Below are 23,402 nucleotides of genomic sequence, written 5' to 3'. Positions count from 1 at the left end.
CAAATATTGCGCATTATCCCTCTACCTTAAATCTAGATCAGCAGTAAGATCGAAGCCATCTGAAATAAATCTTATTAAAATTAAGACAAAAAAATACCCCTTAAGAGGGGTATTAAAATCGATGGTGGTTATAGGTGGACTTGAACCACCGACCCCAGCATTATGAATGCTGTGCTCTAACCAGCTGAGCTACATAACCAAAGAGCGTGTATTATCGATATATTTGCATAAGTTGTCAATAGCTAAAGCAGAATATTGCTAAAATCAAACACATGAAAATAGCGCTTACAGGCGGGATTGCCTGCGGTAAATCAAACGTCTGCCAACTTCTTGAAACTCTTGGGGCTGAGATTATCAGCCTTGATGAACTGTCTCGTCAAGTGGTCAAACCTGATAGCAAGGGATTGAGCCAGTTGATTGAACACTTTGGTGAAGGCGTTCTTAATGCTGACAAAACCCTTAATCGCAAGGCTTTACGAAAAATTTTGCTTAAAAATAAAGCTAATCAGCAGCTCATTGAAGATATTTTGCATCCAAAAATATTGAAAAAAATGCAAATGATGATAAAAAATAGTAAAAAACAGATTATTATTGTAGAAATTCCGCTATTATTTGAAAAAAACTTAGCTTATTTGTTTGATAGGGCCATTATTGTTGATTGTAATGAACAAAAACAGCTAAAAAGACTAATAAATCGTGAAAATATCGATAAAAATACTGCAAAATCGCTTATTTCTGCACAAACAAGTGCAGAAAATAGGCTAAAACTAGCAGATCAGCTACCCATTGATGTGATTGAAAATAATTCGGAAATTTTCGAATTAAAGCAAAAAGTGCAAAATTTATATCAAAAATTAGTCAATCTGTAAGCGTTTAACAGGTTTTCCAGCGATGAGATGCTTATCAATGATTTCGTCAATATCCTCTTCGTCAATATATTGATACCAAACATTATCCGGATATACAACCGCCACCGGCCCATGCTCACACCTGCCTAAACAGCGTGATTCGCTAACGCCTATTTTCCCCTCTCCAATTACACCCTCATTCCGGCACTTGGCTTTAGCGTAGTTATACATCTGCTTAGCGCCAAGTTGCGAGCAACTAGATTTAGCGTCTTCACGAATATTATTACAAAAAAAAATGTGTCGTGTGTAAAAATCCATATTAATCCCTTATAAGTCAATAGCGCGCTGATAGCAATACTTTTTGTCAATACCGGTAATCTTTGCAGCCAGCTTGGCGGCTTTTGAAGCGCCCATTTCCATCAGTAAAATAGGCAGTATTTTGTCTAATTGTTCCTCACCAATAACTTTGTTATTTTTATCGATACTAGAAATTAAAACCACAAATTCGCCTTTTTGGTGCGCTTGGTCTAGTTCTAGATAATTAATCAAACCGGGTAAGGTGTCAGTTTTAATGGTTTCAAAAGATTTGGTAAGCTCTTTGGCAAAACACACAATCCGTTCATCGCCCAAAACGCTTTGTAAATCATGTGCACACGCTAAAATGCGCTTGGGTGATTCATAAAAAATAGCAGTTTGATCAATGTGTGCAATAGCCTGGATAGCTTTAATTCTAGCAGCTTTTTTGCTAGGTAAAAAACCAAAAAATCCAAATTGGTCACTGGCAATACCAGCCACACTCATGGCGCTAATCATTGCGCTAGCACCCGGAATAGGTGAGACCATCACACCGGCTTTTTTGGCTTCACGTACCAGTATGTAGCCCGGATCACTAATGAGTGGCGTTCCCGCATCACTGATGAGTGTCATATTTTTTCCTTCGAGAAGCTCGTTAATGACCAACTGGGATTTTTGCGTTTCATTGTGCTCATGAAAAGCGCGTAAATCAGTTTTGATATCGTAATGATTGAGCAAGCGCTTAGAATGACGTGTATCTTCTGCCAAGATAACGTCTGCATTTTTTAGAGTTTCAATTGCCCTAAAAGTGATATCATCTAGATTTCCAATAGGGGTGGCGACAATATAAAGCGTTCCGATCATGTTTAGCATTAAAAGACAAGTTGGCAATCAAGCAGAAGACATTGCACTGAAACATCTGATTCAGCAGGGTCTAACGTTAATTGAACAAAATTATCTTACCAAGGTTGGTGAAATAGATATTATTATGCTTGATAAATTCGAGCAAGTATTGGTTTTTGTTGAAGTTCGTTATCGAAAAAATACGCTGTTTGGATCAGCTATTGAAACCATAACTCCTAGTAAGCAGACAAAAATTATTCGCAGCGCACAACGCTACTTGCAACAACATGATGAGTTTGATGAATATATCTGTCGGTTTGATGTTGTAGGACTAGAATCTGATTTAAAATATCCTAAAATCAACTGGATTAAGGACGCCTTCGACGGCTAATTATTTATGAAAAAATTACTGCTTGCCACTATATTAATTACTAATTCACTCCTGCTAACAGGCTGCTTGCCTGCTCTTCAAGGCGCTTCAACCATTAGTACCATTATTACTACTGCCAATGACAGGCGAAGTGCAGGTGAAGTGCTAGACGATAGGACTATTATGTTTAGAATGTTCGCATGGCCAAGCCAAGATAGCGCCTTAAAGGATGTACATCTTAACTTTATGGTTTATAAAAAAAGCGTGCTAATTACTGGAGAAGTGCCTAGTAATGCAATACTTAAGTACACAATTGAACAGGCCCAAATTCAAGATCCAAAAATCAAGCAGGTTTTTAACGAAATAACTGTTGGTCCAAACAGCGGATTATTAAGTCGCTCTAAAGATGCAGCTATCACTGCACAAGTGGAGACCTTGTTTCATGAACAAGAAGTGTTTCACCCAACCCTTGTTAGGGTGATGACTGAAAACCAAACGGTCTACCTAATGGGTGCGGTGACACAGCGTGAAGCACAAAAAGCGGTTAAAGTTGCCTCCAAGGCTAAATGGGCCAAAAAAATTGTTAAGCGTTTTGAATACTTAAAGACTCGTCCAGCAGCCGAAATTGAGCGCGATCGACAAAGGGAAATAGCGGCACAGAAAAAAGCTGAACTATTAAAAAAACAAGCAGAGCTTGACACTAAAAAATCAGAATTAAAACGCCAAATTCAAGAATTGAATGGTGGTAGCACCATGGAAGGCACACCTTTTTAACCAATTAAATGTTTAATTGGGGCAAATGAAGCTCGGTGATGGCCTTGAATGGCGCCGTGGTGTTTGAGGGCCGCTAAGTGTATCTTGGTTCCGTAGCCCTTATGCTGGGCAAAACCATACTGAGGATATTGCTTATCTAATTCCAGCATTTGCCTATCACGCGTAACTTTGGCAATAATGGATGCCGCTGAAATAACAGGTTCTGTTAAATCCCCTTTCACGATTGCCGTGCAATATTGCACATCAGGACAGCGGTTGCCGTCGACTAAAACTTGATCATATTTAAGATTGAGATTTTCTACAGCGCGCTTCATCGCCAGCATTGTAGCTTGCAAAATATTGATTTCATCAATCTCTTGCACACTAGACTCACCCACCGCCCATTGACATTGCTCAGTAATAAGTGTGTATAAGGCTTCACGCTTCTTCGCACTAAGTCTTTTTGAATCGGTGAGCTCAGGCAACTCAAACTTACTTGGCAGTACTACTGCACCCGCAACCACTGCTCCCACTAATGGGCCACGACCTGCTTCATCCACACCAATAATAATCATTTGGACTGGCAATATTTATTGATACCTAAACATATCGAGCCCCTCGATATCTATCTCAGGCGCCTTTCCAGAAACAATTGAACTAATAAGCTTTCCCGACCCTAAGCCCATAGTCCATCCGAGTGTTCCATGTCCGGTGTTTAAAAATAAATTATCATAAGGTGTTTTTCCAATAATTGGCGTGCCATCAGGTGTCATTGGTCGCAAACCTGCCCAAAGGTGGTCATCTTCTACTTGCTCAGATGCTTTTGGAAATAAATCTTTAAGAACAAATTGAGTAATACGGTCCCCTGATTTTGACAAACTCCTATCATAGCCTGTGAGTTCTGCAATACCTGCGATACGAATCGTATCGCCAAGTCGTGTAATAGCTACTTTATAAGTTTCATCCATGAGTGTGCCTTGTGGGGCATCGGCATCATTCTTAATCGGCATAGTAATAGAATAGCCTTTAACCGGATAAATAGGCAAATGTATACCAAGCGGGGCAAGGATATCAGTCGACTCACTACCTAAGGCGATAATATATTTATCTGCCTGATAAAGACCCTTATCCGTCTGAATGCCAACAATACTTTTATTTTCATAATTAATCTTTTGAATACTGACATTAAAGTCAAACTTAACGCCTAAATTCTTACATGCCTGAGTTAAGTGATTAGTAAATGAAAAGCAATTAGCGCTTTGATCCTCAAGGTAGTGTATGCCACCAAGTATCTTATCCTTAACATGAGCAAGTGCAGGTTCAACCTTGATGCAGCCCTCTACATTTAACTTTTTATACTTAACATTATAAGTATCTAGAACCGCCATATCTTTTTTGGATGCCTCAAGCTGGGCCTTAGTTCTAAACACTTGCAACAAGCCATGACTTCTTAGCTCGAAATCAAAATCGTATTCTTTGACCATCTCAGCAATAGCCTGCTGAGAGTATTTTGATACTCGAACCATTCGAGATTTATTAATCTCATATCGACCAACAGTACAATTCCTTAAAATTTTAAATAAAAACTTTATCGTTAAAAAAGTAAGCTTAGGATTGATAAATTAAAGGTGCATATTTTGCCAACAACCACTTCATAGCCTTAAATGGAATTCCAGGGCCCGCCCAAGGAGATGACATTCCATATGATAACTGACCCGCATTGGCATAACTGGTGCTTAGTGCTGACGCAGATTCCTGGTCAACAACTATCACCTCATGACCAGCTTTAGCCAGATAATAAGCTGAACTAACTCCAATGATCCCGCTACCTGCAACTAAAATTTTCATAAGATCATTATAGCAAAGCAATGCGATTTTGAGAGCGCAAAATATGGTGCACTTTTAGAGAGCAAAAAAACAAACTTGACGACTTATTTAATGCACCATTTGATACATAAAAGTGTACTTATTACTTGATAGCTTTAAAGCCGATATCAGTTCTGAAGTAAGCACTTGGCCAGTTAATTTTCTCAAGCAGTTGATAAGCATTTGATTGCGCCTGTTTAGTGTCAACACCTAGGGCAGTTGCGCATAGAACTCGCCCGCCGCTTGTCATTACGTCATTACCATCTATTTTTGTACCCGCATGAAACACTTTAGCATCAATAGTATCTGATGGTAATCCAATGACTTCGCCAGACGGATAAGCATCAGGATAGCCATTGGCGGCTAGTACAACGCCCATGGCTGAGCGTGCGTCCCATTCAATATTCGCTTTATCCAGTTTGCCCTGAGTTGCTAGTAGGCATAATTCTGCCAAGTTAGATTTAAGGCGCATCATGATTGGCTGAGTTTCTGGATCCCCAAAACGGCAGTTGTATTCTAGTACCTTTGAATTGCCCTGTTGGTCAATCATCAGCCCAGCATATAAAAATCCTGTATACGAATTTTCCTCAGATGACATGCCATCAACTGTTGGGCGGATAACGCTATTCATAACATCTTGAAAAATTTCATCGGTCACAATTGGCGCTGGAGAATAAGCACCCATGCCTCCAGTATTTGGACCTTTATCGGCGTTGTCACGGGCCTTATGATCTTGTGAAGTTGCCATTGGCAAGATATTTTGGCCATCAACCATAACAATAAAGCTTGCTTCTTCGCCCACCAAAAATTCTTCAATAACTACACGTGAACCCGCTGCACCAAATCGGTTTCCCTCTAACATATCATTAATAGCGACAACCGCTTCAGCTTCTGTATTGGCAATGATAACGCCTTTGCCTGCAGCCAAACCATCCGCCTTAATAACAATCGGTGTACCTTTTTCTTGCACATACTTAACCGCAGGATCAACCTCAGTAAAGACATCATAGTAGGCGGTCGGGATATTATTTCGATACAAAAAATCTTTACAAAATGCTTTTGATCCTTCTAGTTGTGAAGCGGCTTGGGTTGGACCAAAAATAGCCAATCCTTGCGCTTGAAAACGATCTACTACCCCCATTACTAATGGCGCTTCAGGGCCAACAATAGTAATATCAATTTGGTTATCTTGGGAAAATTTAATCAGCCCGTCAATATCCTCAGCGTCAATATTAACATTAGTGAGCTTGTCTTCTAGCTCGGTACCTGCATTACCCGGTGCTACAAAAACTTCTTTAATATTGTCAAACTTAGCACACTGCCAAGCCAAGGCATGCTCGCGGCCGCCAGCACCAATTACTAAAACCTTCATATTCTTTCCTATACGTATTCTTCGATAAACTCTCTAAATTTCTTATGCGACATAATCTGTGTACCGTCACAGTTAAATGACATAGAAATAGTCGAGTTAAATAAATTAATCACGGCTGAGCGCAAATAATAACCATCTAAATTTCTTAGTGCTGGGATGTGGTCAACAATATATCTAAGCTCAGTTTCATCAGTCAATTGCTTCATGTCTTTACTGCGCTGATGAAAAGCTGCTTGCCACTCGTCAGACAAATAGCCAAACGCTGGATCATGCTCAAGCATTTGATAATAGCGCTTAATTAATGCCTCTTTTTCGTCTAAGGCAATCATGCCAAAATGATTAAAGACATAATCAGGCACCAACAAGTCTTCGGCAAGATGAATCTCTACATTAAACGGATCAAAAACAGAAGAGGTTTTAATTTCGCCGTTATTCAAACCAATAACAATACGATAAATACCAGTTGATAGTAATAAAAATAAAACCACATCCAGAAGCTCTTCGATATTATCATCAACGATACTTTGTGTCCGCTCTCGATTATAAACGCTGTCTTTTAAGCCTTCATCTCCCTTAACACTTCGCATTAAGTTTTCGTCAAACCCGTAGCCGACCAAGGCGCTTTTTTTATTATCTCCAGTATTCATGCGCTAAATTATAGATTAAACAAAAAGACGTTTGGGTGCAATGACACCATCCTTTGATAATTCTCCCACCCCTAAAAACTCATGATCTGGGTCAAACAGCTTAACCGTATGCTGCTCTCCCAGTTGGTTTGACTTAATAGCTCGTCCGAATTTAATGTCAATAGTTTGTTGTACATCTAGCGAAGCATCTTGAATGTTGGGCAGCATATTCTCACTGGGAAAAATATGCGCATCTAGCTGGCGATAATCTTCAGTAACAAGCGCCTCTAATTCACAAAATTTAATGGTTTCACTAATGTCAAGATGTGCAAACCCTGTGCGTCTCAACTCAATAACATGAGCACCACAACCTAGCTTGTCGCCAATATCTTGGATTAAACTTCGAATATAAGTGCCTTTAGAGCAGCTAATATCCAAGGTTATAACTCCTTGTTCATAACTAATAAAATTAATATCATGGATTGTCACTGGACGAGCAGGGCGCTCAATTTCAATACCCTGTCTAGCGAGCTTATATAGTGGCTGTCCGTCCTTTTTGAGCGCTGAATACATTGGAGGAACTTGCAAAATATTACCCTTAAAACTCAGCGCTGCCGCCATGATTTCATCTTGGTTCAGCTGTTCAAATGGTTGGCATGTAATCACGACACCTTCACAATCGTAAGTATCGGTATTCTCACCTAATTTAGCGCGCACAAAATAGCGTTTATCGTCATCCAATAAAAATTGAGCTACCTTGGTTGCTTGCCCCAGACAAATCGGAAGGATGCCACTAGCAAGTGGATCTAGACTACCAGTATGCCCTGCTTTTTTAGCAAAGAAAAGTCGTTTAACTTTTTGTAAGGCGGCATTTGAACTAAGGCCAGTGTCTTTATCTAACAAGACAATACCATTAATGTCTCGGCCTTTAGGATTGCGCCTTGACATGGCTAAATTTAAAGTCTAGAAAGTAGATCATCGATTCTTGCACCGTTATTAGGTGCAGGATCAAACATAAATCTCAACGCAGGTGTATGGCGCAAATCAATTGTTTTTGAAAGACGAGAGCGAAAGAATCCTGAGGCTTTATTTAGCAATATCTCAACCTCTTTCTGATCTTGCTCAGATACTGTGTAGTAAACCTTGGCAGCACTCAAATCGCGACTGGTTAATACATCAGTAATAACAACACTAGATAGCCTAGGGTCTTTAGTTTCGTTCTTTAATAAAGTCACTAATTCACGACGAACCAGCTCGTTAATACGTTCAATTCTAAAGGAATCCTTTTGTTCCATAAGTGCTATAGACTACGTGCGGTTTCAACACGTTCAAAGACTTCGATTTGATCGCCTGGCTGAACATCGTTATAACCTGCAACACCAATACCACACTCAGTACCAGATTTTACGGATTTAACATCGTCCTTGAAACGCCTTAATGACTCTAATTCGCCCTCGAAGATCACAACGCTATCACGCAGTACGCGAATCGGCAAGTCTTTCTTAACTGTACCTTCTTCAACCATACAGCCAGCAATATCGCCCAATTTTTGTGATCTAAATACATCTTTCACGTTTGCTATACCAATAATATTTTCACTCAATGCAGGACTTAACAAGCCACTCATGATAGCTTTAACATCGTCGATTAGGTTGTAAATGATTGAGTAATATTCAATGCGAACACCTTCACTATCTGCTGTTTTACGAGCTACTGCATCGGCACGAACATTAAAACCAAGCACTAAAGCCTCTGAAGTTGCTGCTAAATTAATATCAGTATTATTAATACCGCCAACACCGCTCGATACCACCTTTACTCTGACTTCATCAGTTGATAACTCTTCTAAAGCCTCGACCAATGCTTGAGCTGAACCACGAACATCAGATTTAAGTAAAACATTAACGGTTGAAACATGACCTTCTTCCATTTTTTGTAAGAAGTTTTCCATCTTGTAAGCTTGCTGTCTTTGTAATTCTGCTTCACGTTCTTTAGCTTTTCTAAAGTCTGCAACTTCACGCGCTTTACGCTCACTCTCAACAACTAAAACTTCATCACCAGAGTTTGGAACGCCTGAAAAACCTAGAACCTCAACAGGTGTAGATGGGCCGGCTTCTTTAAGAACTTTGCCTTGGTCATTTACAATTTGCTTAACCTTGCCGTACTCTAGACCAGCAATCATAATATCGCCTTTCTTTAAAGTACCAGACTGCACTAGGATTGTCGTTACTTTACCACGACCCTTTTCTAGACGAGCCTCTAAAACGGTGCCGTTTGCTGGCGCATTAACCACTGCTGAAAATTCTAACACTTCCGCAGTTAACGTAATCGCTTCAAGCAATGCATCAATACCTTCACCAGTATGCGCTGATACTGGAACCATCATTACATCGCCGCCCCAGTCTTCTGAGATTACGTCATGGGTTGATAGCACTTGCTTAATTTTTTCTAAATCTGAGCCCTCTTTGTCAATTTTGTTAATAGCAACAATAATTGGTACGCCCGCTTTTTTAGCATGCTTAATAGATTCAATTGTCTGCGGCATAACACCGTCATCCGCAGCCACAACTAAAATAATAATGTCAGTTGCGTTAGCGCCACGTGATCGCATTTTTGAAAATGCTGCGTGTCCTGGGGTGTCAATAAACGTAATCTTGCCATTATCAGTACTAACTTGATACGAGCCAATGTGCTGAGTAATTCCGCCAGCTTCACCGTCAGCTATCTTAGCTTTACGAATGTAGTCCAATAGAGAGGTTTTACCATGGTCAACGTGGCCCATAATAGTAACAACAGGCGGTCTAGCACTTTGATCGCCGGTTGGCTTTGACTTCTCAATCAATGTATCTTCAACAGTCTCTTCAACGCTGGCAATACCAACATGGCCCATCTCTTCAACTACTAATAAAGCTGTGTCCTGGTCAATCACATCGTTCAATGTGGCCATAACACCCATACCCATTAACACTTTTAAGACTTCACCAGCCTTAGTCGTCATTTTCTGGGCAAGATCACTTACCTTGATATTTTCTGGAACAGCAATATCATGCATGACTTTCTCAACAGGCTTTTGGAAACCATGTTGTGCTTGCTCTTCTTGAGTTTTTTGGCTTAATCGAGTTCTGTCTTTCTTTTTCAGTTTACGATTTGGATTGTGTCTAGCTACATGAAGTTGTTTGCGGCCTGGTGCCTTGTTATTCGGCGCAGCACGTTGTCTTTGAGGTTTTTTCTCATCTGTTTGCTTCTCTTCTTTGGCAGCTTTAGCAGGCTTTTCTTCCGTTTTTACAGCTTCCTTCTCTTCATTAGCCACCTCTTTTGGTGCCTTTAAAGCCTCAGCTTGCTCTTTTTGTAAACGAGTCATTTCTAAACGTTTTGCATCTTGAGCTAATAACTTTTCATCAGCATCACGCCCTGCATCAAGGGCAGCTTGTGCTGCTTGAGCCGCCTCATTAACAATAGTCTCTGTTTCAACAGACACTTGCTTAACACGCTTTTTCTTAATTTGAACTTGAACGCCGCCACTTTTCCCGCTCGTTGTTTTGCTACTAGGCTTGCGTGAAACCGACATGCTAGATTTACTTGAAGAGCGCTTAGACAAACTACCCATCAGAACCTTTCTTTCCTCGGCGGAAATATCAGAGTCTGCTTTTTTACCCTCAATTCCGGCATTCGTCAGAATTGTGATTACCTCATCGGGTGTCTTTTTCAGTAGTTTGGATAATGTTTCAACTGTATGTGCCATAATGCTTGCCTGTTTTTATAATGATTAAATGAACGTTTCTTACTAATATCCGTTATTAATCAAACCACCCTTCGTTTTCTCTTGCTGTCATGATAACACCTGAGGCCTTTTCTTTGTCCATAACTTGAATCTCAAGCAACTCGTCAATAGACAACTCTGCGAGCTCATCTACCGTAGTAATCTCTGCCTCAATTAAAGCCTCTGCCAAATCAGCATCCACACCCTCAACACTGCTTAATGCTTCAGAAGCATCGGCATCACCTAGGGCTTGCACTAACTGTGCATCCGCAGCTCGCTCTTGTAATTCTTCAACCATCGTAGCATCAAACTCTTCAATTCCTTCTAGAAGTGCCACATCTGCATCTGCAATATCATCAACACTCGTAAAACCCTCTTCCAATAGTACACTGGCTACTTCGCTATCAACACCTAGCTTATCTGCCAGTTTGCCACTCGCTTTTTGCGTTTCTTCAGCTTGCTTTTCATTAGCATCTGCTATTGACATAACATTTAACTTCCAACCTGTTAGGCGTGCTGCTAATTTAATATTTTGACCACCGCGACCGATCGCCAAAGCTAGCTGATCTTCGTCAACTGCAATATCCATTGAGTTACGATCTTCATCAACAACAATAGAACTTACTTCTGCTGGTGCCATTGCATTAATAGCAAACTGCGCCGGATCTTCGTCCCATAGGATTATATCAACACGCTCTCCATTAAGCTCATTTGAAACCGCTTGAACTCGTGCACCACGCATACCAATACAAGATCCGATTGGGTCTAAGCGCTTATCTTTTGCTTTAACCGCAAGCTTTGAGCGCAATCCAGGATCTCTAGCGCAACCCATAATTTCAATAACACCTTCAGATATTTCTGGCACTTCCATTTCAAATAATTGAATCATCATCTCAGGAACAGTTCGCGATAAGAAAATTTGCGCACCACGAACCGATGATTTAACTTCTTTAATATAAGCTCTTAATCGATCATTCTTACGAACTGACTCATTAGGAATTAAGTCAAATTTAGAAATCATGCCATCAACGCCACCCATGTCAACATAAACATTGCCACGGTCGACACGCTTCACGGTAACCATAATGACTTCACCAACACGTTGGGTGTAATCATGAACAATAACTTCTCTTTCCGCTTCACGAACTTTTTGAATAATAACTTGCTTAACAATTTGTGCTGCAATACGACCAAACTCTTCAGTTTCAATTGGCTCACGCACAAAATCATCAACGGCAATGCCATTAGAATCTTTTTCATAAATATGCAGTTCTGAATCAAATGGTGTACCATCATCATCTACAAAGTTTTCTTTATCGTCGATTACCATCCATTGTCTGAATGTGTGAAATTCACCGGTTTTACGGTCAATTTCTACATGAGCGTCTATCTCTTTACGTTTTTTTGTAGCGACTGCTAGCGCCTCTTCTAATGATTCAAACACATCTTCTTTTGAGATGTTTTTTTCATTAGAGATTGCCTCAACTATCAAAAATAATTCTTTACCGTCCATGTATTTCTCCTAAAAATCAGCGATCAAGTTCGCTTTTTCAATCATATCAATATCCAATGTAATTGGACCTAATTCTGTTACTAATTCAATGGCATGGTTCACTTCACTAACGCTTCCAATTGCCCCTTTAAATTTACGTTGACCATTAATTGGCCTAACTAGACGAAGGCTAACATCACTGCCAAGAAAACGCTGGTAGTGTCCAATATGGAACAGGGGTCTTTCAATACCAGGCGAAGATACCTCTAAATTGTATTGGCTTGCAATTGGGTCTTCTACATCAAAAATGGCACTTAATTGGTGTGATACTTTTTCACAATCATCAATACCAATACCATTATCTGTATCAATGAAAACTCGCAAAATAGTATGCTTGCCACCAGCAGCATATTCTACGCCCACTAATTCATACCCCATATCTTCAAGTACAGGGCTAATCAAATTAGTAATTTTTTCTGTTATTTTTGCCATTTATCTTGCTTCTTTTTAACCTTTGTTTGCATAGTAAAATCCTTTTGAGGTATTTACCGTGCACTTTCTAAACATAACAAAAACCTGCCTAAACTACTGAGGTATTTGCCTATTTACATAGAGGCGCCTATTGCCTAATTCTTGCTAATCGTTTTTTTCTACATAACAAAAACCCCCTAAAAAGGGGGTCTTTGCTTGCTTTAATGGTCATAAAAAACCAAAAAAGACTTAATTTGGTAGCGGGGACAGGATTTGAACCTATGACCTTCGGGTTATGAGCCCGACGAGCTACCGAACTGCTCCACCCCGCACTAAAGTGGCGTGATTATATTCTATCCTTGCTTTTTTGTCCAGCTTAATTTTCGGTTTTTCACAAATAAGATTGATTGACACCACTAACGCCGTGTACCGTAATTTTATAACCCTGAGACAGTAAATGTTTGACATAGAGTCTATTGTAAGTAAAGAAAAATACAATGTTAGCAAGCCCTAAGGTCAAAACACACAAGGGGAACATTAGTGCAAAAGACTTCCAATCGCGGCGATAAATTGCTGGACAGAAAAATAAGCACAATGAAGTCCATGAAAAGCCCACAGGCGCATGCCGGACTTCTTTGGTTTCTGGATGTTCTAATGTTAGGGTGGTATATGCCAAGCTTTTTATTTCTCCTCAGTTTTTTATTCTAACATGCTTTATTGTGATTTATCAACAACTTAAGTCAAGCTTTGGCAAACTGGTCATACATAACCTATAATATAGATCATGAAGCCAATTAAAATTGCCGTCGTGATGGATGACATCAAAGACATTAAACCTTATAAAGATTCCTCTTTAGCGATGATGTTAGAAGCTACTAAGCGAAATTGGGAAATCTACACCTTTGATACCCATAATTTGTTTGCAAAAAATTCAGAGATATTTGCTACCTGTGCCAGAACTCAAGTTTTTGATCATCCTACACATTGGTTCGATAAAGAAGAGCAAGTCGAGTTATCACTTGAAAGCTTTGATATCATCCTTATGCGCAAAGATCCACCTTTTGATATGAGCTATATATATGCTACTTATTTTCTTGAGCAAGCTGAGAAAAAAGGCGTATTAGTCGTAAATAAGCCTCAATCTTTACGAGATGCCAATGAGAAGCTTTTTGCGCTTAATTTTCCACATTGTATCGCCAAAACACTGGTTAGTAGCAACCAAGATCAACTAAAAAAATTCATTGCAAAACAAGGTATTAGTGTGGTTAAGCCATTGGATGGCATGGGTGGAAAAGATATTTTTAAGCTCGAACAAGGTGATGCTAACATTACTGAAGTATTAGACTATTTAACCCATCATGGTAGCTCGCCTATTATGGCTCAAGAATTTTTATCAGAAATATCCCAAGGGGACAAACGCATTTTACTAATTGATGGCCAACCCATTGATTATGCATTAGCACGCATGCCAGCTGAAGGTAGCTTTAAAGGTAATTTAGCTGCAGGTGCAACTGGCGTTGGACAGCCATTAAGCCCAAGAGATCGCTACTTATGCGACCAAATTTCATCCACCCTAAAAGACAAAGGCCTTATGTTTGTTGGGCTGGATGTGATTGGCGACTATATCACCGAAATTAATGTCACTAGCCCAACTTGTATTCGCGAGCTAGATACCCAATTTAATCTTAATATTGCCGGCGTTTTATTTGATGCGATTGAGCAAAAACTTAATTAGAAAAAAAATACCGAGTCAAAGCAACACCTGAACCTGCTGCTATTAAAGACAGTACCACATTAAATAAAATATTAATCGCAGCCTGTCCATAATGACCTAAGCTAATCATCTCTACCGACTCCCAAGACAAGGTTGACATGGTGGTTAAAGAGCCTGTTAACCCAATTAACAACATGAGTCTATAAACTTCATTTAAGGCCGCTTTTTCTATAACAACCACCACCAAAATACCTGCCAAGAAAGAACCAATAATATTGGCGCTTAAGGTGCCATAAGGAAAAGCAGATCCCATGGTGGCATTCATAAATTGAGTTAAATAATAACGCAAACTAGCGCCGATAGTGGCGCCGATGCCAATGGCTAAAACAGTGGGTAAAAATGTCATGATTCTCCTCGAATTTTTCTAAGTTTTTGTGCGATTTTAATCTCTAGCCCTCGATCAATTGGCTGATAGTAACATGACTCACCCAATGTCTCTGGAAAATATGTTTGACCATGACTAATGCCGTCTACTTCGTCATGAGCATAACGATAACCTTGTCCATAACCCAAATCATTCATAAGCCTTGTTGGTGCATTACATAAATGTTTTGGCACGGGTAAATCATGCGTTTCTTGAGCCTCAACCATTGCCTGGTTAAAGGCTTTATAAAGCGCATTAGACTTAGGCGCAACGGCGCAATATACTGCGGCTTGAGCAATAGCACGATTACCTTCTTTATCGCCTATTCGGTCATATACATCCCAAGCATTTAACGAGATTTCAAGCGCTCTTGGATCTGCATTGCCAATATCTTCTGAAGCTATAGCTAATAGGCGTCTGGCGATAGTTTTGGGATCGCAACCACCTACTAGCATTCTTGCCATCCAATATAATGCGCCATCAGGGCTAGACCCGCGAACAGACTTGTGAAAGGCAGAAAGCTGTTGATAAAAAATATCTCCACCCTTGTCAAAATTAGAAACCTTGTCTTGTAAAAACTGGCCAATACTTTGTGAATCCAGTTGAGTTAATTTTGCCTGGTCTATTTTTTCAACGATATTAATCAAACGGCGCGCATCACCAGAACTACTGACCACAATTTTTTCTTGCGAATCCTGATCTAGTGTCAAATTCAAATGCACCATACATCGCTGCAATATCTGCATTAAACCAGTCTCATCCAGCGCTTCGAGCACATACACACTGGCGCGAGACAATAAGGCGCAATTCAACTCAAAGGATGGATTTTCTGTAGTGGCGCCAATTAAAGTAATTAAACCAGATTCAATATGTGGCAAAAAAGCATCTTGTTGTGCTTTATTAAACCGATGTATCTCATCCACAAATAGGATGGTTGATTGGCCTATATTTTGATATTTTTTGGCATTTTCAATCACCACTCTTAACTCTTTAACGCCATCTAAAACCGCACTAAGCTGAACAAAATAACCCTCAACTTGGGCGCATATAATACGCGCCAAGGTGGTTTTTCCAACACCCGATGGGCCCCACAAAATCATTGAATGCAGCTGCTTATTGTTAATGGCTTGTTTAAGTGGATGAGCGTCGTTTAATAAATGAGTTTGCGAACAAAAATCTTTTAAGTCTTTTGGTCTAAGTGTTTCTGCAAGTGGCTTCATAATCCAATCTTTATAATATTTTCCGACAAACAAGGGTTGTCACATTTATTTAAAACTAGTATAGTTTTAAGATTTAGCTCTTGAGCCATTTTAACGGCCTTAGCATGTCCCATTGCCATCATTGCTGTTGCATAGGCATCTGCCAACATATTGCTTTTATGAATAACACTCGCTGAAAATAGATCACTACTTACGGGCAGGCCAGTATGTGGATTTAAGATATGGGCATAGCGATTACCCTGCCAGACAAAAAATTGGCGATAATTACCCGATGTTGCGATAGACTCATTAACCAATTCAACAGCAACAGGTGCTTGTCCTAAAGGTGTTTCAATACCAATTAACCAACTGCCTTGGGTTTTAATCTCACCGCCAACTTCCACCATAAATCGCTTAATGTTCTTGCTTTTTAATATTTCAGCTATCTCATCAACCGCATATCCCTTAGCGATGGCTGATAAATTAATTTTAATATCTGCACTTTTTTCAAATTTTGATCCATTTAAGGTTAATAGTTCAATAGAGGATTTTTCTAATGCATTTTCAATTGCTACTTTACCAGGCCTATGTTCAGCATCAACCGATCCAAAGCCCCAAATATCAATCAAATTACCCATTACGGGATTGAAAAATCCATTTGTTTGCTTATGGGCCTTAATAGCCTCTTGTAACACAAAGACCATCTCGTTCGAAATATTTACTGACTCCCCAATAGATTGGCGATTTAATACAGAAAGCTCAGAGCTTTGATCCCAACTAGAGAAGATTTTATTAATTTGATCTAGACGTTGGTCAATCTGACGTTTATCAATGTGGGCATTTTGAGTCTTTATGATGTAAGAAGTACCCATAGTACTGCCTTTAACTTCATCATTTTGAAGAATTGGTTGACAGGCACTTAACCCTAAAAAGACAAAGATGATGAGTGGCTTAGGCATTATAATTTTGTCATGTTTAGATTGATACTTTGCTTATTATTTTCTAGCTGGGCGTTTGCCAATGATACCCTAGCGCCAAAATTTGTGCCTGAGAGCCAAAGCTTTGAGGATTTCTTACTAGATATACGTCAAAAAGCCATTTCCAGAGGTGTTTCTACAAAAACACTTGACCAGGTGTTTTTGGAGTTAACACCTAATCCAAAAGTCATTAAGTTTGATCAGACCCAAGCTGAATTTAGTCAAAATTTCTGGCGTTACTTGGGCTCTAGAGTCAGTGAATATCGCCTTAATAAGGGTGATCAAAAGCTTAAGCTACATCAGCAAATACTTCAAGAAAATTATCAAAAATATGGGGTCCCACCTCATATTATTGTTGCTTTCTGGGGGTTGGAAACCAACTATGGTAGCAATACAGGCAACTTAAATTTAGTTCGATCTCTCGCAACTCTTAGTTATGACAGGCGTCGTCGTGATTTTTTTACCGAGCAATTACTTACTTTGCTTACCTTGATTGATGAGCATAAAATACCGCCAAATGCTAAAGGGTCTTGGGCGGGTGCAATGGGCAATGTTCAATTTATGCCGACCAATGTGGCGGCCTATGGTGTGGATGCAGATCAAGATGGAGAAATAGGCCTCTGGGACAATACTCAAGACATCTTTTCTAGTGCTGCCTATTTTTTACAAGAAATAGGTTGGGTACGAGGACAGCGCTGGGGCAGAGAAGTTAGCATCCCATCGACTTTTGACTATCAATTAGCCACACTTAGTGTAAAAAAAACTGTCAATGAGTGGCGCACCTTAGGCGTCAAAATGGCCGATGGCAAGTCATTGCCTAACTCCACTATGAAAGCCTCATTGATTCTTCCTATGGGCTTTAAAGGTCCTGGATTTTTAGTTTATCCAAATTTCCGTGCTATTCTGCGTTGGAATAATTCTATTTTGTACGCTCTTTCCGTAGGTCATTTATCCGATCGACTAGCCGGCACTGATAAACTCTATGCTGCGCCAATTAAAGAGCCTTCTTTGAGCCGTGAAAACATTATGCAAATACAGGCTCAATTAAACCAGTTTGGTTTTGACACAGGCGAACCAGATGGAATATCTGGTCCTAAAACACGCAATGCAGCTCGTGAATATCAACGTGCCAATCAACTACCAATCGATGGCTATGTTGGTTATCAATTATTTCAACAACTCAAATGAAGATACAAACGTATCTAGGATTTGACGTTGGTACGAAGCGAACAGGCGTGGCCATTGCGAATAGTTTGATATCGCAAGCCAGTGGCATAGATGTGGTGTCACACCACAAAAATGGCGCCACTAATTGGACGGCGTTTGACACTATCATTAGCCAACATAAGGTTGATTTGTTTATTGTTGGCGTGCCTTATGACAAGGAAGGAAAGGAGCAAGAGATGACCTTTATTGCTAAATCCTTTGGCAGAAAACTTACTCAACGTTACAATATTGAGACCGTTTTTATCGATGAACATTTATCATCAAATGAAGCCAAAAAACAACTAAAATATAATCACCATCACAAGAATGCAAGTCGCAGTGAGGTGGATAAGCGCTCAGCAGCGCTAATATTACAAACCTGGCTAGGAGATTCATGAATAAAGATTTGATCAGCAATCAAGCCCAACTAGATGATTCTGGCAAGTTAATCCATCTTTTAGGCCTTGAAGGTCTATCTAAATCTCATTTAATCAGTATTCTTGATAAGGCTGATAATCTCATTGACAGCAAAGGCAATTTAAAGAAATCTAAAGCATTAGATGACATGTCGGTTGCTAACTTATTTTTTGAGCCATCAACACGAACCAGGAACACCTTCGAGATTGCGGCCATGCGCAGCAGTGCTAATGTCATTAACGTTGACTTAGCAAACTCCGCTCTAAAGAAAAATGAAGCATTGATGGATACCATGCGTACACTTAAGGCTATGCAAATTGATATGTTTGTTATTCGTCATAAACAATCTGGATTGCCACATCATGTTGCTCAATATTTAGAAGGCGTGTCGATTCTTAATGCAGGTGACGGTATCAACGCTCATCCGACCCAAGCCTTGTTAGACATGCTTAGCATTCGTCAATATAAACCAAATTTTGAAGAGCTATCTGTTGCTATCGTAGGAGATATCACCCATTCTCGTGTTGCTCATTCAGATATTCAAGCTCTTAAAACACTAGGCACAAAAGACATTCGACTTATTGCGCCTGAAGGATTGCAGCATGATTCAAATCGCTGTGAGGCGATTAGGTGTTTTGACAAGATCGATGATGGACTTAAAGATTGCGACGTTATTATTGTTTTACGTCTTCAAAAAGAACGCATGATCGAAGCCGATATTCCTAATGAGCAAGAGTATTTTGATAATTTTGGCCTCACTCCAGAACGCTTAGCATTGGCTAAAAAGGACTGCTTAGTAATGCATCCAGGACCGATTAATCGAGGTGTTGAGATTGATTCTGCGGTTGCCGATTGTGCTCAGTCTATCATCCTACAACAAGTTACTAATGGTATCGCCATACGTATGGCAGTCATGCAAACACTGGCGCATAATTCATGAATAATCAACTAGACTACGACTCGCTTAAATCCACCCTGCACAAACTTAATACCGATGACACCATTTCCAGTGCTCATGGAATTTTATGCGGCTTTGCTTGTGTCAAGCCCGATCTAAGCCTGGATGATTGGCTGAATGAGGTCTTGGTTAGTATTGATCTAAGCAATATTGCTGAAAAATCAGCTCATGAGGAGTTGGCTCAAATTTTCAATGAAACATTGTCCCAATTAAATGATGAAACACTTGAATTTCAAATATTAATTGCGGATGAAGACGCTAGACTTAGTGAACAAGCCAATACACTGATTGAATGGTGTCAAGGTTATTTAGTTGGCCTAGGGCTTCAAAAAGTCTCAACAACCGATGAAGATGCACTTGAAATGATTAAAGATTTTTCTGAAATTTCAAAACTTGATGCTGAATTACTTGATAACGAGCAAAATGCACAAGATCTTAATGAAATTATAGAGTTTGTTCGCATGGGAACATTGCTTATTCAAGAAACCTTACAGCCCTCTAAACAGGACTATATCAGTCCAGAAACACTGCATTAATTACTTAAATTTAGCCACTGTATTTGGCGAAATACTTTAGCTGATAGTAATATAACAATATCATAAAATTATGCTCTAATGATAGTATTGCAAAGCTGTTGCAAGTGTATATCATGGCACAAAGAAAAAGGGGATTAAATCTTGAGGAGGAGGTAGCCGCCTAACTAAACTTGAGGAGAATAAAAAAACGACTACCTAATAGAAAATCATTAAATATGTCTCGGGGGAGAGAATAATGATCTTCTGGAATCATTATATCATAATATTATAAATATATAATATAGTTTATGATTATTTTTATAAAAAAAGGCTAAACAATTAATGTTAAAGAAAATAGTTTCAAGTTTCCCCGCTCAAAAGATTGCCACTACCATTATTTTACTAGCTACTTTCATCGGTAGCGCCTCAGCTATTAATCATGAAACTGAGATTATCAAAGCTGATATTGTCAATATTGAACCGATCTACATGAATTACACTTTAAAAAAAATAACTGAGCCTTGTAGTAATGGCGTTCACAGATGTTGGAATGTGCGATACCAGAAGGAAGCTGCAAAAGTATTAAAAGGTTATCGAGTTAAGCTAACTTACAATGACAATACTTTTACCGCCAGAATGTTGAACGAACCAACAAAGAGTTATCTAAATATTCGAGTAAAAAGTGATTTGCTAGCCATGCCTAGCACGGTAGCGATTAACGCAGCAGTCGTCTACTAGCTCTTAACGATCTAAACTTGCAAGTTGTGTCGGTTTTGTCGGCACAATAGCTGGTGCGGAATTCACTACAAAATCATATCCTTGATTGCCATAGTTATAAAACGCTGAGTTTAGTTCAGATGTTTTATTATTTGCTGAGGCATCAAACATAGCTAACGGATTAAAAACACCATAGGGTGTAACCACTTCAGCAGAAACGTTTGTAACTACTAATGTTGTTATGGCTATAAAGTTTAAAATTGTTTTCATAATGTTTGTCTCAGTTAATTAGTATGCCGACACCTAATCTCTTGAGGAGAGAATATTTCTTGGGGGAAAGTGCCGACATGTGAGATATTATATCATGAAATCATAATATGTCAACTAATTAATATAATAATTTTATAATATAGATTTATAAAGTTTCATATATAGCTATATTTCGTATTGACTTTCTTATCCCTAAATAACAAACTGCTACAATCTAAGGTTATCTCAGCGCATTTCTATAATAAATATTTAACTCATATTGTTAGATATCAATATTAGCCCATAGTGATAGTCATGCTAATAATTTCAATTATGTTAATATTAAAAATGTAGCAATATATTTACTTATTTTAATCTTGAGGAGAGAATAGATATGATGAAATATGATGGACAAGAGGTCGGCTCACCAAAATGTGCAATAACCCAAGTTTGTGTGGCTATGGCCATGCTAGCTGGTGCATTTCTGACTTTAATCATTATTGGCCTAGTAATGAATTACATGCCAGGCGTATAGTCTTTTAAAAGCTTATATAAAAAAAGCGCACCCTTTGGTGCGCTTTTTTTATATAGCTAGTAAATGTTTGAAAGCTATTAAGAAATTATCTCTTAGTGGTCGGTCTTACACCCTTAACATTTTTCGCTTTCGCATACTCACAAAAAGCATAACTTTTAGCATTTAACCTGGGACAATTGTAAGTTGCACCTCCACTTTTATGGGATTTCATTACTCTATTAAGTGAATACTCCCTATCATCATGAAAAAAGTTAAGTGATTTCACTCCACACTCTTTTACATGTCTTCTTTTTGCATATTTCTTCTGAAGCTCTTTAGATCCGAAATTATATTCAACAGGAACTACTAATAGTACTTTAGTTCTAAATTTATCTATAAACTTTCCTTCTTCAATTGCTTCAAAACATTCTTTTAAAGGAGCGTCAAACCAGTCCTGACCAGTTGACGCTTGAGAGCTAAATGAAAAAAAGACTAGTAGAAAAGTTACTGATAATTTATTAAACTTTTTAAGCATATTAAATATTATATTTTAAAGATAGACATTAGTTTGCCAATATTTCGCCAAAATACTTATCAATCAAATTCTATTTGTGAGAAACACAAAGAATGATGTGCGAAAAAAACCCCGCATCACTGCAGGGTTTTAAATGTGGTGGCCGCACCTAGAATTGAACTAGGGACACAGGGATTTTCAATCCCTTGCTCTACCAACTGAGCTATGCGGCCGTAAAAGTCAGAATTATACCAATAAATCCTGTGCTTTATAAAAAACTATTCGCCTAAAAATTTCTCAGCATCTAAAGCTGCCATACAGCCTGAGCCAGCTGAAGTGATCGCTTGACGATAAATGTGGTCTGCAACATCGCCTGCTGCAAATACACCTTCTACTGACGTTTGTGTTGCATTACCCTGAGTGCCGCTTTGTACTTGCAAATAGCCGTGGTTCATCTCTAGATGCCCCTCAAATATGCCAGTATTTGGCGTATGTCCAATCGCAATAAACACGCCGTGAACGTCAATATCTTTAGTGCTGCCATCATTATTCTTTAAACGAAGGCCAGTAACTCCCATATCGTCACCCAACACCTCATCTAAGTTTTGATTGAACTCAATACTGATGTTACCGTTTTTTGATTTTTCAATAAGCTGGTTAGATAGAATTTTTTCACTAGAGAACTTCTCTCCTCTATGAACGATGGTGACATGATCAGCGATATTAGATAAAAACATTGCTTCTTCAACTGCTGTATTACCGCCACCGATAACTGCAACCTTTTGGCCACGATAGAAAAATCCATCACAGGTTGCACAAGCTGAAACACCTTTGCCTTTAAAGGTCTCTTCAGAATCCAGGCCTAAATAACGAGCTGATGCGCCCGTAGCAATAATAACTGAGTCTGCAGTATATGTTGTAGAGCCGCCTTTTAAAGTGAATGGACGTTTTGAAAAATCAACTGTCGTAATATAGTCATTAATAATCTCAGTATCAAAACGCTCGGCATGTTTTTTCATGCGCTCCATTAACTCAGGCCCTTGAACACCCTCGTCATCTCCAGTCCAATTATCCACATCAGTGGTTGTCATTAGCTGGCCACCCTGCTCCATGCCACTAACCATCACTGGGCTTAAATTCGCACGTGCTGCATAAACAGCTGCTGAATAACCTGCAGGACCTGAACCGACAATCAATACCTTACAATGTTTATTTTCACTCATTTATACTCCAATCCTTTATACTTATAACCAGACCAAAATCAGCCTTTTAGTTTCAAACATTATAGAGCAAGAGCAAATCC

The 23,402-nt window shown here is 39.1% G+C and carries 26 protein-coding genes, 3 tRNA genes and 1 pseudogene; 10 read left to right on the top strand and 20 right to left on the bottom strand.

Annotated elements, in window-relative coordinates; translation table 11 throughout:
• Positions 1–122 precede the first annotated feature (122 nt).
• Positions 123–199, bottom strand: a tRNA-Met gene (locus N9Y32_01620).
• Between the two features lie 73 nt (positions 200–272).
• On the opposite strand from N9Y32_01620, the gene coaE reads away from it, so the two are divergent.
• Positions 273–869, top strand: coding sequence for a dephospho-CoA kinase (coaE, locus tag N9Y32_01615; protein MDB2589709.1), 597 nt, complete (start codon positions 273–275; stop codon positions 867–869).
• On the opposite strand, the gene N9Y32_01610 is transcribed toward coaE, so the two are convergent.
• Together N9Y32_01610 and rsmI are read right to left on the bottom strand one after the other, a co-directional pair.
• Complete coding sequence (locus N9Y32_01610) at positions 855–1,166, bottom strand: (2Fe-2S) ferredoxin domain-containing protein (protein ID MDB2589708.1); 312 nt, start codon at positions 1,164–1,166, stop codon at positions 855–857. The genes coaE and N9Y32_01610 overlap by 15 nt on opposite strands.
• A 9-nt stretch (positions 1,167–1,175) precedes the next feature.
• Positions 1,176–2,006: a 16S rRNA (cytidine(1402)-2'-O)-methyltransferase gene (gene rsmI / locus N9Y32_01605; GenBank protein ID MDB2589707.1), complete on the bottom strand. Its 831-nt coding sequence runs from the start codon at positions 2,004–2,006 to the stop codon at positions 1,176–1,178.
• Between rsmI and N9Y32_01600 the strand changes: the two genes are divergently transcribed.
• Together N9Y32_01600 and N9Y32_01595 are read left to right on the top strand one after the other, a co-directional pair.
• Positions 2,005–2,376: a YraN family protein gene (locus tag N9Y32_01600; protein MDB2589706.1), complete on the top strand. Its 372-nt coding sequence runs from the start codon at positions 2,005–2,007 to the stop codon at positions 2,374–2,376. The two genes, rsmI and N9Y32_01600, sit on opposite strands and share 2 nt — an antisense overlap.
• A 6-nt stretch (positions 2,377–2,382) precedes the next feature.
• The gene (locus N9Y32_01595; protein ID MDB2589705.1) at positions 2,383–3,129 is read left to right on the top strand and encodes a BON domain-containing protein; all 747 of its coding nucleotides are present in this window, start codon (positions 2,383–2,385) and stop codon (positions 3,127–3,129) included.
• Here the strand turns inward: N9Y32_01595 and rnhB are convergent.
• From rnhB to N9Y32_01545, 10 genes and pseudogenes are all read right to left on the bottom strand, one after another.
• Positions 3,126–3,683: a ribonuclease HII gene (gene rnhB / locus N9Y32_01590; protein ID MDB2589704.1), complete on the bottom strand. Its 558-nt coding sequence runs from the start codon at positions 3,681–3,683 to the stop codon at positions 3,126–3,128. The genes N9Y32_01595 and rnhB overlap by 4 nt on opposite strands.
• Before the next feature lie 15 nt (positions 3,684–3,698).
• Positions 3,699–4,956: pseudogene (locus N9Y32_01585) on the bottom strand (D-amino acid dehydrogenase).
• 121 nt (positions 4,957–5,077) lie between these two features.
• Positions 5,078–6,346, bottom strand: coding sequence for a phosphoribosylamine--glycine ligase (purD, locus tag N9Y32_01580; GenBank protein MDB2589703.1), 1,269 nt, complete (start codon positions 6,344–6,346; stop codon positions 5,078–5,080).
• 8 nt (positions 6,347–6,354) lie between these two features.
• Positions 6,355–6,993: a hypothetical protein gene (locus N9Y32_01575; GenBank protein MDB2589702.1), complete on the bottom strand. Its 639-nt coding sequence runs from the start codon at positions 6,991–6,993 to the stop codon at positions 6,355–6,357.
• 15 nt (positions 6,994–7,008) lie between these two features.
• Positions 7,009–7,920: a tRNA pseudouridine(55) synthase TruB gene (gene truB, locus N9Y32_01570; protein MDB2589701.1), complete on the bottom strand. Its 912-nt coding sequence runs from the start codon at positions 7,918–7,920 to the stop codon at positions 7,009–7,011.
• A gap of 8 nt (positions 7,921–7,928) precedes the next feature.
• Positions 7,929–8,267: a 30S ribosome-binding factor RbfA gene (gene rbfA, locus N9Y32_01565; protein ID MDB2589700.1), complete on the bottom strand. Its 339-nt coding sequence runs from the start codon at positions 8,265–8,267 to the stop codon at positions 7,929–7,931.
• Positions 8,268–8,272: 5 nt separating this feature from the next.
• Positions 8,273–10,714 (bottom strand): translation initiation factor IF-2, encoded by a 2,442-nt coding sequence (infB, locus tag N9Y32_01560; GenBank protein MDB2589699.1) that lies wholly within the window; start codon positions 10,712–10,714, stop codon positions 8,273–8,275.
• A 55-nt stretch (positions 10,715–10,769) separates the two neighbouring features.
• Positions 10,770–12,245: a transcription termination factor NusA gene (nusA, locus tag N9Y32_01555; protein MDB2589698.1), complete on the bottom strand. Its 1,476-nt coding sequence runs from the start codon at positions 12,243–12,245 to the stop codon at positions 10,770–10,772.
• 9 nt (positions 12,246–12,254) lie between these two features.
• Positions 12,255–12,716 carry a ribosome maturation factor RimP gene (rimP, locus tag N9Y32_01550; protein ID MDB2589697.1) on the bottom strand — a complete coding sequence of 154 codons (462 nt, stop codon included), beginning with the start codon at positions 12,714–12,716 and terminating at the stop codon, positions 12,255–12,257.
• 234 nt (positions 12,717–12,950) lie between these two features.
• Positions 12,951–13,027 (bottom strand) — tRNA-Met (locus tag N9Y32_01545).
• A 452-nt stretch (positions 13,028–13,479) separates the two neighbouring features.
• Between N9Y32_01545 and gshB the strand changes: the two genes are divergently transcribed.
• A complete protein-coding gene (gene gshB, locus N9Y32_01540) occupies positions 13,480–14,430 on the top strand; it encodes a glutathione synthase (GenBank protein ID MDB2589696.1) in 951 nt (316 codons plus the stop codon).
• Here the strand turns inward: gshB and crcB are convergent.
• From crcB to N9Y32_01525, 3 genes are read right to left on the bottom strand one after another with little or no spacing between them, the layout of a single operon-like run.
• Positions 14,423–14,815, bottom strand: coding sequence for a fluoride efflux transporter CrcB (gene crcB, locus N9Y32_01535; protein ID MDB2589695.1), 393 nt, complete (start codon positions 14,813–14,815; stop codon positions 14,423–14,425). The genes gshB and crcB overlap by 8 nt on opposite strands.
• Positions 14,812–16,053 carry a replication-associated recombination protein A gene (locus N9Y32_01530; protein MDB2589694.1) on the bottom strand — a complete coding sequence of 414 codons (1,242 nt, stop codon included), beginning with the start codon at positions 16,051–16,053 and terminating at the stop codon, positions 14,812–14,814. The genes crcB and N9Y32_01530 overlap by 4 nt, the downstream gene beginning before the upstream one ends.
• Positions 16,050–16,991 (bottom strand): FAD:protein FMN transferase, encoded by a 942-nt coding sequence (locus N9Y32_01525; protein ID MDB2589693.1) that lies wholly within the window; start codon positions 16,989–16,991, stop codon positions 16,050–16,052. Before N9Y32_01525 ends, N9Y32_01530 begins: the two co-directional genes overlap by 4 nt.
• 12 nt (positions 16,992–17,003) lie before the next feature.
• On the opposite strand from N9Y32_01525, the gene N9Y32_01520 reads away from it, so the two are divergent.
• The 5 genes from N9Y32_01520 (at position 17,004) to N9Y32_01500 (ending at position 20,843) form a co-directional block, all read left to right on the top strand.
• Complete coding sequence (locus N9Y32_01520) at positions 17,004–18,197, top strand: lytic murein transglycosylase (GenBank protein ID MDB2589692.1); 1,194 nt, start codon at positions 17,004–17,006, stop codon at positions 18,195–18,197.
• Positions 18,194–18,613, top strand: a complete 420-nt coding sequence (gene ruvX, locus N9Y32_01515) for a Holliday junction resolvase RuvX (protein ID MDB2589691.1) — start codon at positions 18,194–18,196, stop codon at positions 18,611–18,613. Before N9Y32_01520 ends, ruvX begins: the two co-directional genes overlap by 4 nt.
• Positions 18,610–19,572, top strand: a complete 963-nt coding sequence (locus N9Y32_01510) for an aspartate carbamoyltransferase catalytic subunit (GenBank protein ID MDB2589690.1) — start codon at positions 18,610–18,612, stop codon at positions 19,570–19,572. The genes ruvX and N9Y32_01510 overlap by 4 nt, the downstream gene beginning before the upstream one ends.
• Positions 19,569–20,126: a YecA family protein gene (locus N9Y32_01505; GenBank protein ID MDB2589689.1), complete on the top strand. Its 558-nt coding sequence runs from the start codon at positions 19,569–19,571 to the stop codon at positions 20,124–20,126. Before N9Y32_01510 ends, N9Y32_01505 begins: the two co-directional genes overlap by 4 nt.
• Before the next feature lie 321 nt (positions 20,127–20,447).
• Positions 20,448–20,843, top strand: a complete 396-nt coding sequence (locus N9Y32_01500; GenBank protein ID MDB2589688.1) for a hypothetical protein — start codon at positions 20,448–20,450, stop codon at positions 20,841–20,843.
• Between the two features lie 3 nt (positions 20,844–20,846).
• On the opposite strand, the gene N9Y32_01495 is transcribed toward N9Y32_01500, so the two are convergent.
• Complete coding sequence (locus N9Y32_01495) at positions 20,847–21,092, bottom strand: hypothetical protein (protein ID MDB2589687.1); 246 nt, start codon at positions 21,090–21,092, stop codon at positions 20,847–20,849.
• 373 nt (positions 21,093–21,465) lie between these two features.
• Here N9Y32_01495 and N9Y32_01490 point away from each other — a divergent pair, with 373 nt between their 5' ends.
• A complete protein-coding gene (locus tag N9Y32_01490; GenBank protein MDB2589686.1) occupies positions 21,466–21,606 on the top strand; it encodes a hypothetical protein in 141 nt (46 codons plus the stop codon).
• An 85-nt stretch (positions 21,607–21,691) separates the two neighbouring features.
• Here N9Y32_01490 and N9Y32_01485 read toward each other — a convergent pair whose 3' ends face one another.
• The 3 genes from N9Y32_01485 to trxB form a co-directional block, all read right to left on the bottom strand.
• Complete coding sequence (locus N9Y32_01485) at positions 21,692–22,120, bottom strand: hypothetical protein (GenBank protein MDB2589685.1); 429 nt, start codon at positions 22,118–22,120, stop codon at positions 21,692–21,694.
• Positions 22,121–22,256: 136 nt separating this feature from the next.
• Positions 22,257–22,332, bottom strand: a tRNA-Phe gene (locus N9Y32_01480).
• A gap of 45 nt (positions 22,333–22,377) precedes the next feature.
• On the bottom strand, positions 22,378–23,322 hold the full coding sequence (gene trxB, locus N9Y32_01475) for a thioredoxin-disulfide reductase (GenBank protein ID MDB2589684.1): 945 nt from the start codon (positions 23,320–23,322) through the stop codon (positions 22,378–22,380).
• Between the last annotated feature and the right edge of the window lie 80 nt (positions 23,323–23,402).

The organism is Candidatus Thioglobus sp., from assembly GCA_028228555.1.
GTDB lineage: Bacteria > Pseudomonadota > Gammaproteobacteria > PS1 > Pseudothioglobaceae > Thioglobus_A.
Note: the sequence above shows the minus strand (reverse complement) of the source record. Positions and strands in the feature narration are given on the sequence as shown.

Excerpts from the sequence above, each read along its gene's own strand:
- rimP (MDB2589697.1), bottom strand. The coding sequence starts at position 12,716 with ATGGCAAAAATAACAGAAAAAATTACTAATTTGATTAGCCCTGTACTT.
- purD (MDB2589703.1), bottom strand. The coding sequence starts at position 6,346 with ATGAAGGTTTTAGTAATTGGTGCTGGCGGCCGCGAGCATGCCTTGGCT.
- infB (MDB2589699.1), bottom strand. The coding sequence starts at position 10,714 with ATGGCACATACAGTTGAAACATTATCCAAACTACTGAAAAAGACACCC.
- N9Y32_01595 (MDB2589705.1), top strand. The coding sequence starts at position 2,383 with ATGAAAAAATTACTGCTTGCCACTATATTAATTACTAATTCACTCCTG.
- truB (MDB2589701.1), bottom strand. The coding sequence starts at position 7,920 with ATGTCAAGGCGCAATCCTAAAGGCCGAGACATTAATGGTATTGTCTTG.
- N9Y32_01510 (MDB2589690.1), top strand. The coding sequence starts at position 18,610 with ATGAATAAAGATTTGATCAGCAATCAAGCCCAACTAGATGATTCTGGC.
- rnhB (MDB2589704.1), bottom strand. The coding sequence starts at position 3,683 with ATGATTATTATTGGTGTGGATGAAGCAGGTCGTGGCCCATTAGTGGGA.
- rsmI (MDB2589707.1), bottom strand. The coding sequence starts at position 2,006 with ATGATCGGAACGCTTTATATTGTCGCCACCCCTATTGGAAATCTAGAT.
- N9Y32_01495 (MDB2589687.1), bottom strand. The coding sequence starts at position 21,092 with ATGAAAACAATTTTAAACTTTATAGCCATAACAACATTAGTAGTTACA.
- gshB (MDB2589696.1), top strand. The coding sequence starts at position 13,480 with ATGAAGCCAATTAAAATTGCCGTCGTGATGGATGACATCAAAGACATT.
- N9Y32_01485 (MDB2589685.1), bottom strand. The coding sequence starts at position 22,120 with ATGCTTAAAAAGTTTAATAAATTATCAGTAACTTTTCTACTAGTCTTT.
- N9Y32_01530 (MDB2589694.1), bottom strand. The coding sequence starts at position 16,053 with ATGAAGCCACTTGCAGAAACACTTAGACCAAAAGACTTAAAAGATTTT.
- N9Y32_01520 (MDB2589692.1), top strand. The coding sequence starts at position 17,004 with ATGTTTAGATTGATACTTTGCTTATTATTTTCTAGCTGGGCGTTTGCC.
- coaE (MDB2589709.1), top strand. The coding sequence starts at position 273 with ATGAAAATAGCGCTTACAGGCGGGATTGCCTGCGGTAAATCAAACGTC.
- N9Y32_01575 (MDB2589702.1), bottom strand. The coding sequence starts at position 6,993 with ATGAATACTGGAGATAATAAAAAAAGCGCCTTGGTCGGCTACGGGTTT.
- ruvX (MDB2589691.1), top strand. The coding sequence starts at position 18,194 with ATGAAGATACAAACGTATCTAGGATTTGACGTTGGTACGAAGCGAACA.
- N9Y32_01610 (MDB2589708.1), bottom strand. The coding sequence starts at position 1,166 with ATGGATTTTTACACACGACACATTTTTTTTTGTAATAATATTCGTGAA.
- crcB (MDB2589695.1), bottom strand. The coding sequence starts at position 14,815 with ATGACATTTTTACCCACTGTTTTAGCCATTGGCATCGGCGCCACTATC.
- N9Y32_01490 (MDB2589686.1), top strand. The coding sequence starts at position 21,466 with ATGATGAAATATGATGGACAAGAGGTCGGCTCACCAAAATGTGCAATA.
- nusA (MDB2589698.1), bottom strand. The coding sequence starts at position 12,245 with ATGGACGGTAAAGAATTATTTTTGATAGTTGAGGCAATCTCTAATGAA.
- N9Y32_01505 (MDB2589689.1), top strand. The coding sequence starts at position 19,569 with ATGAATAATCAACTAGACTACGACTCGCTTAAATCCACCCTGCACAAA.
- N9Y32_01600 (MDB2589706.1), top strand. The coding sequence starts at position 2,005 with ATGTTTAGCATTAAAAGACAAGTTGGCAATCAAGCAGAAGACATTGCA.
- N9Y32_01500 (MDB2589688.1), top strand. The coding sequence starts at position 20,448 with ATGTTAAAGAAAATAGTTTCAAGTTTCCCCGCTCAAAAGATTGCCACT.
- N9Y32_01525 (MDB2589693.1), bottom strand. The coding sequence starts at position 16,991 with ATGCCTAAGCCACTCATCATCTTTGTCTTTTTAGGGTTAAGTGCCTGT.
- rbfA (MDB2589700.1), bottom strand. The coding sequence starts at position 8,267 with ATGGAACAAAAGGATTCCTTTAGAATTGAACGTATTAACGAGCTGGTT.
- trxB (MDB2589684.1), bottom strand. The coding sequence starts at position 23,322 with ATGAGTGAAAATAAACATTGTAAGGTATTGATTGTCGGTTCAGGTCCT.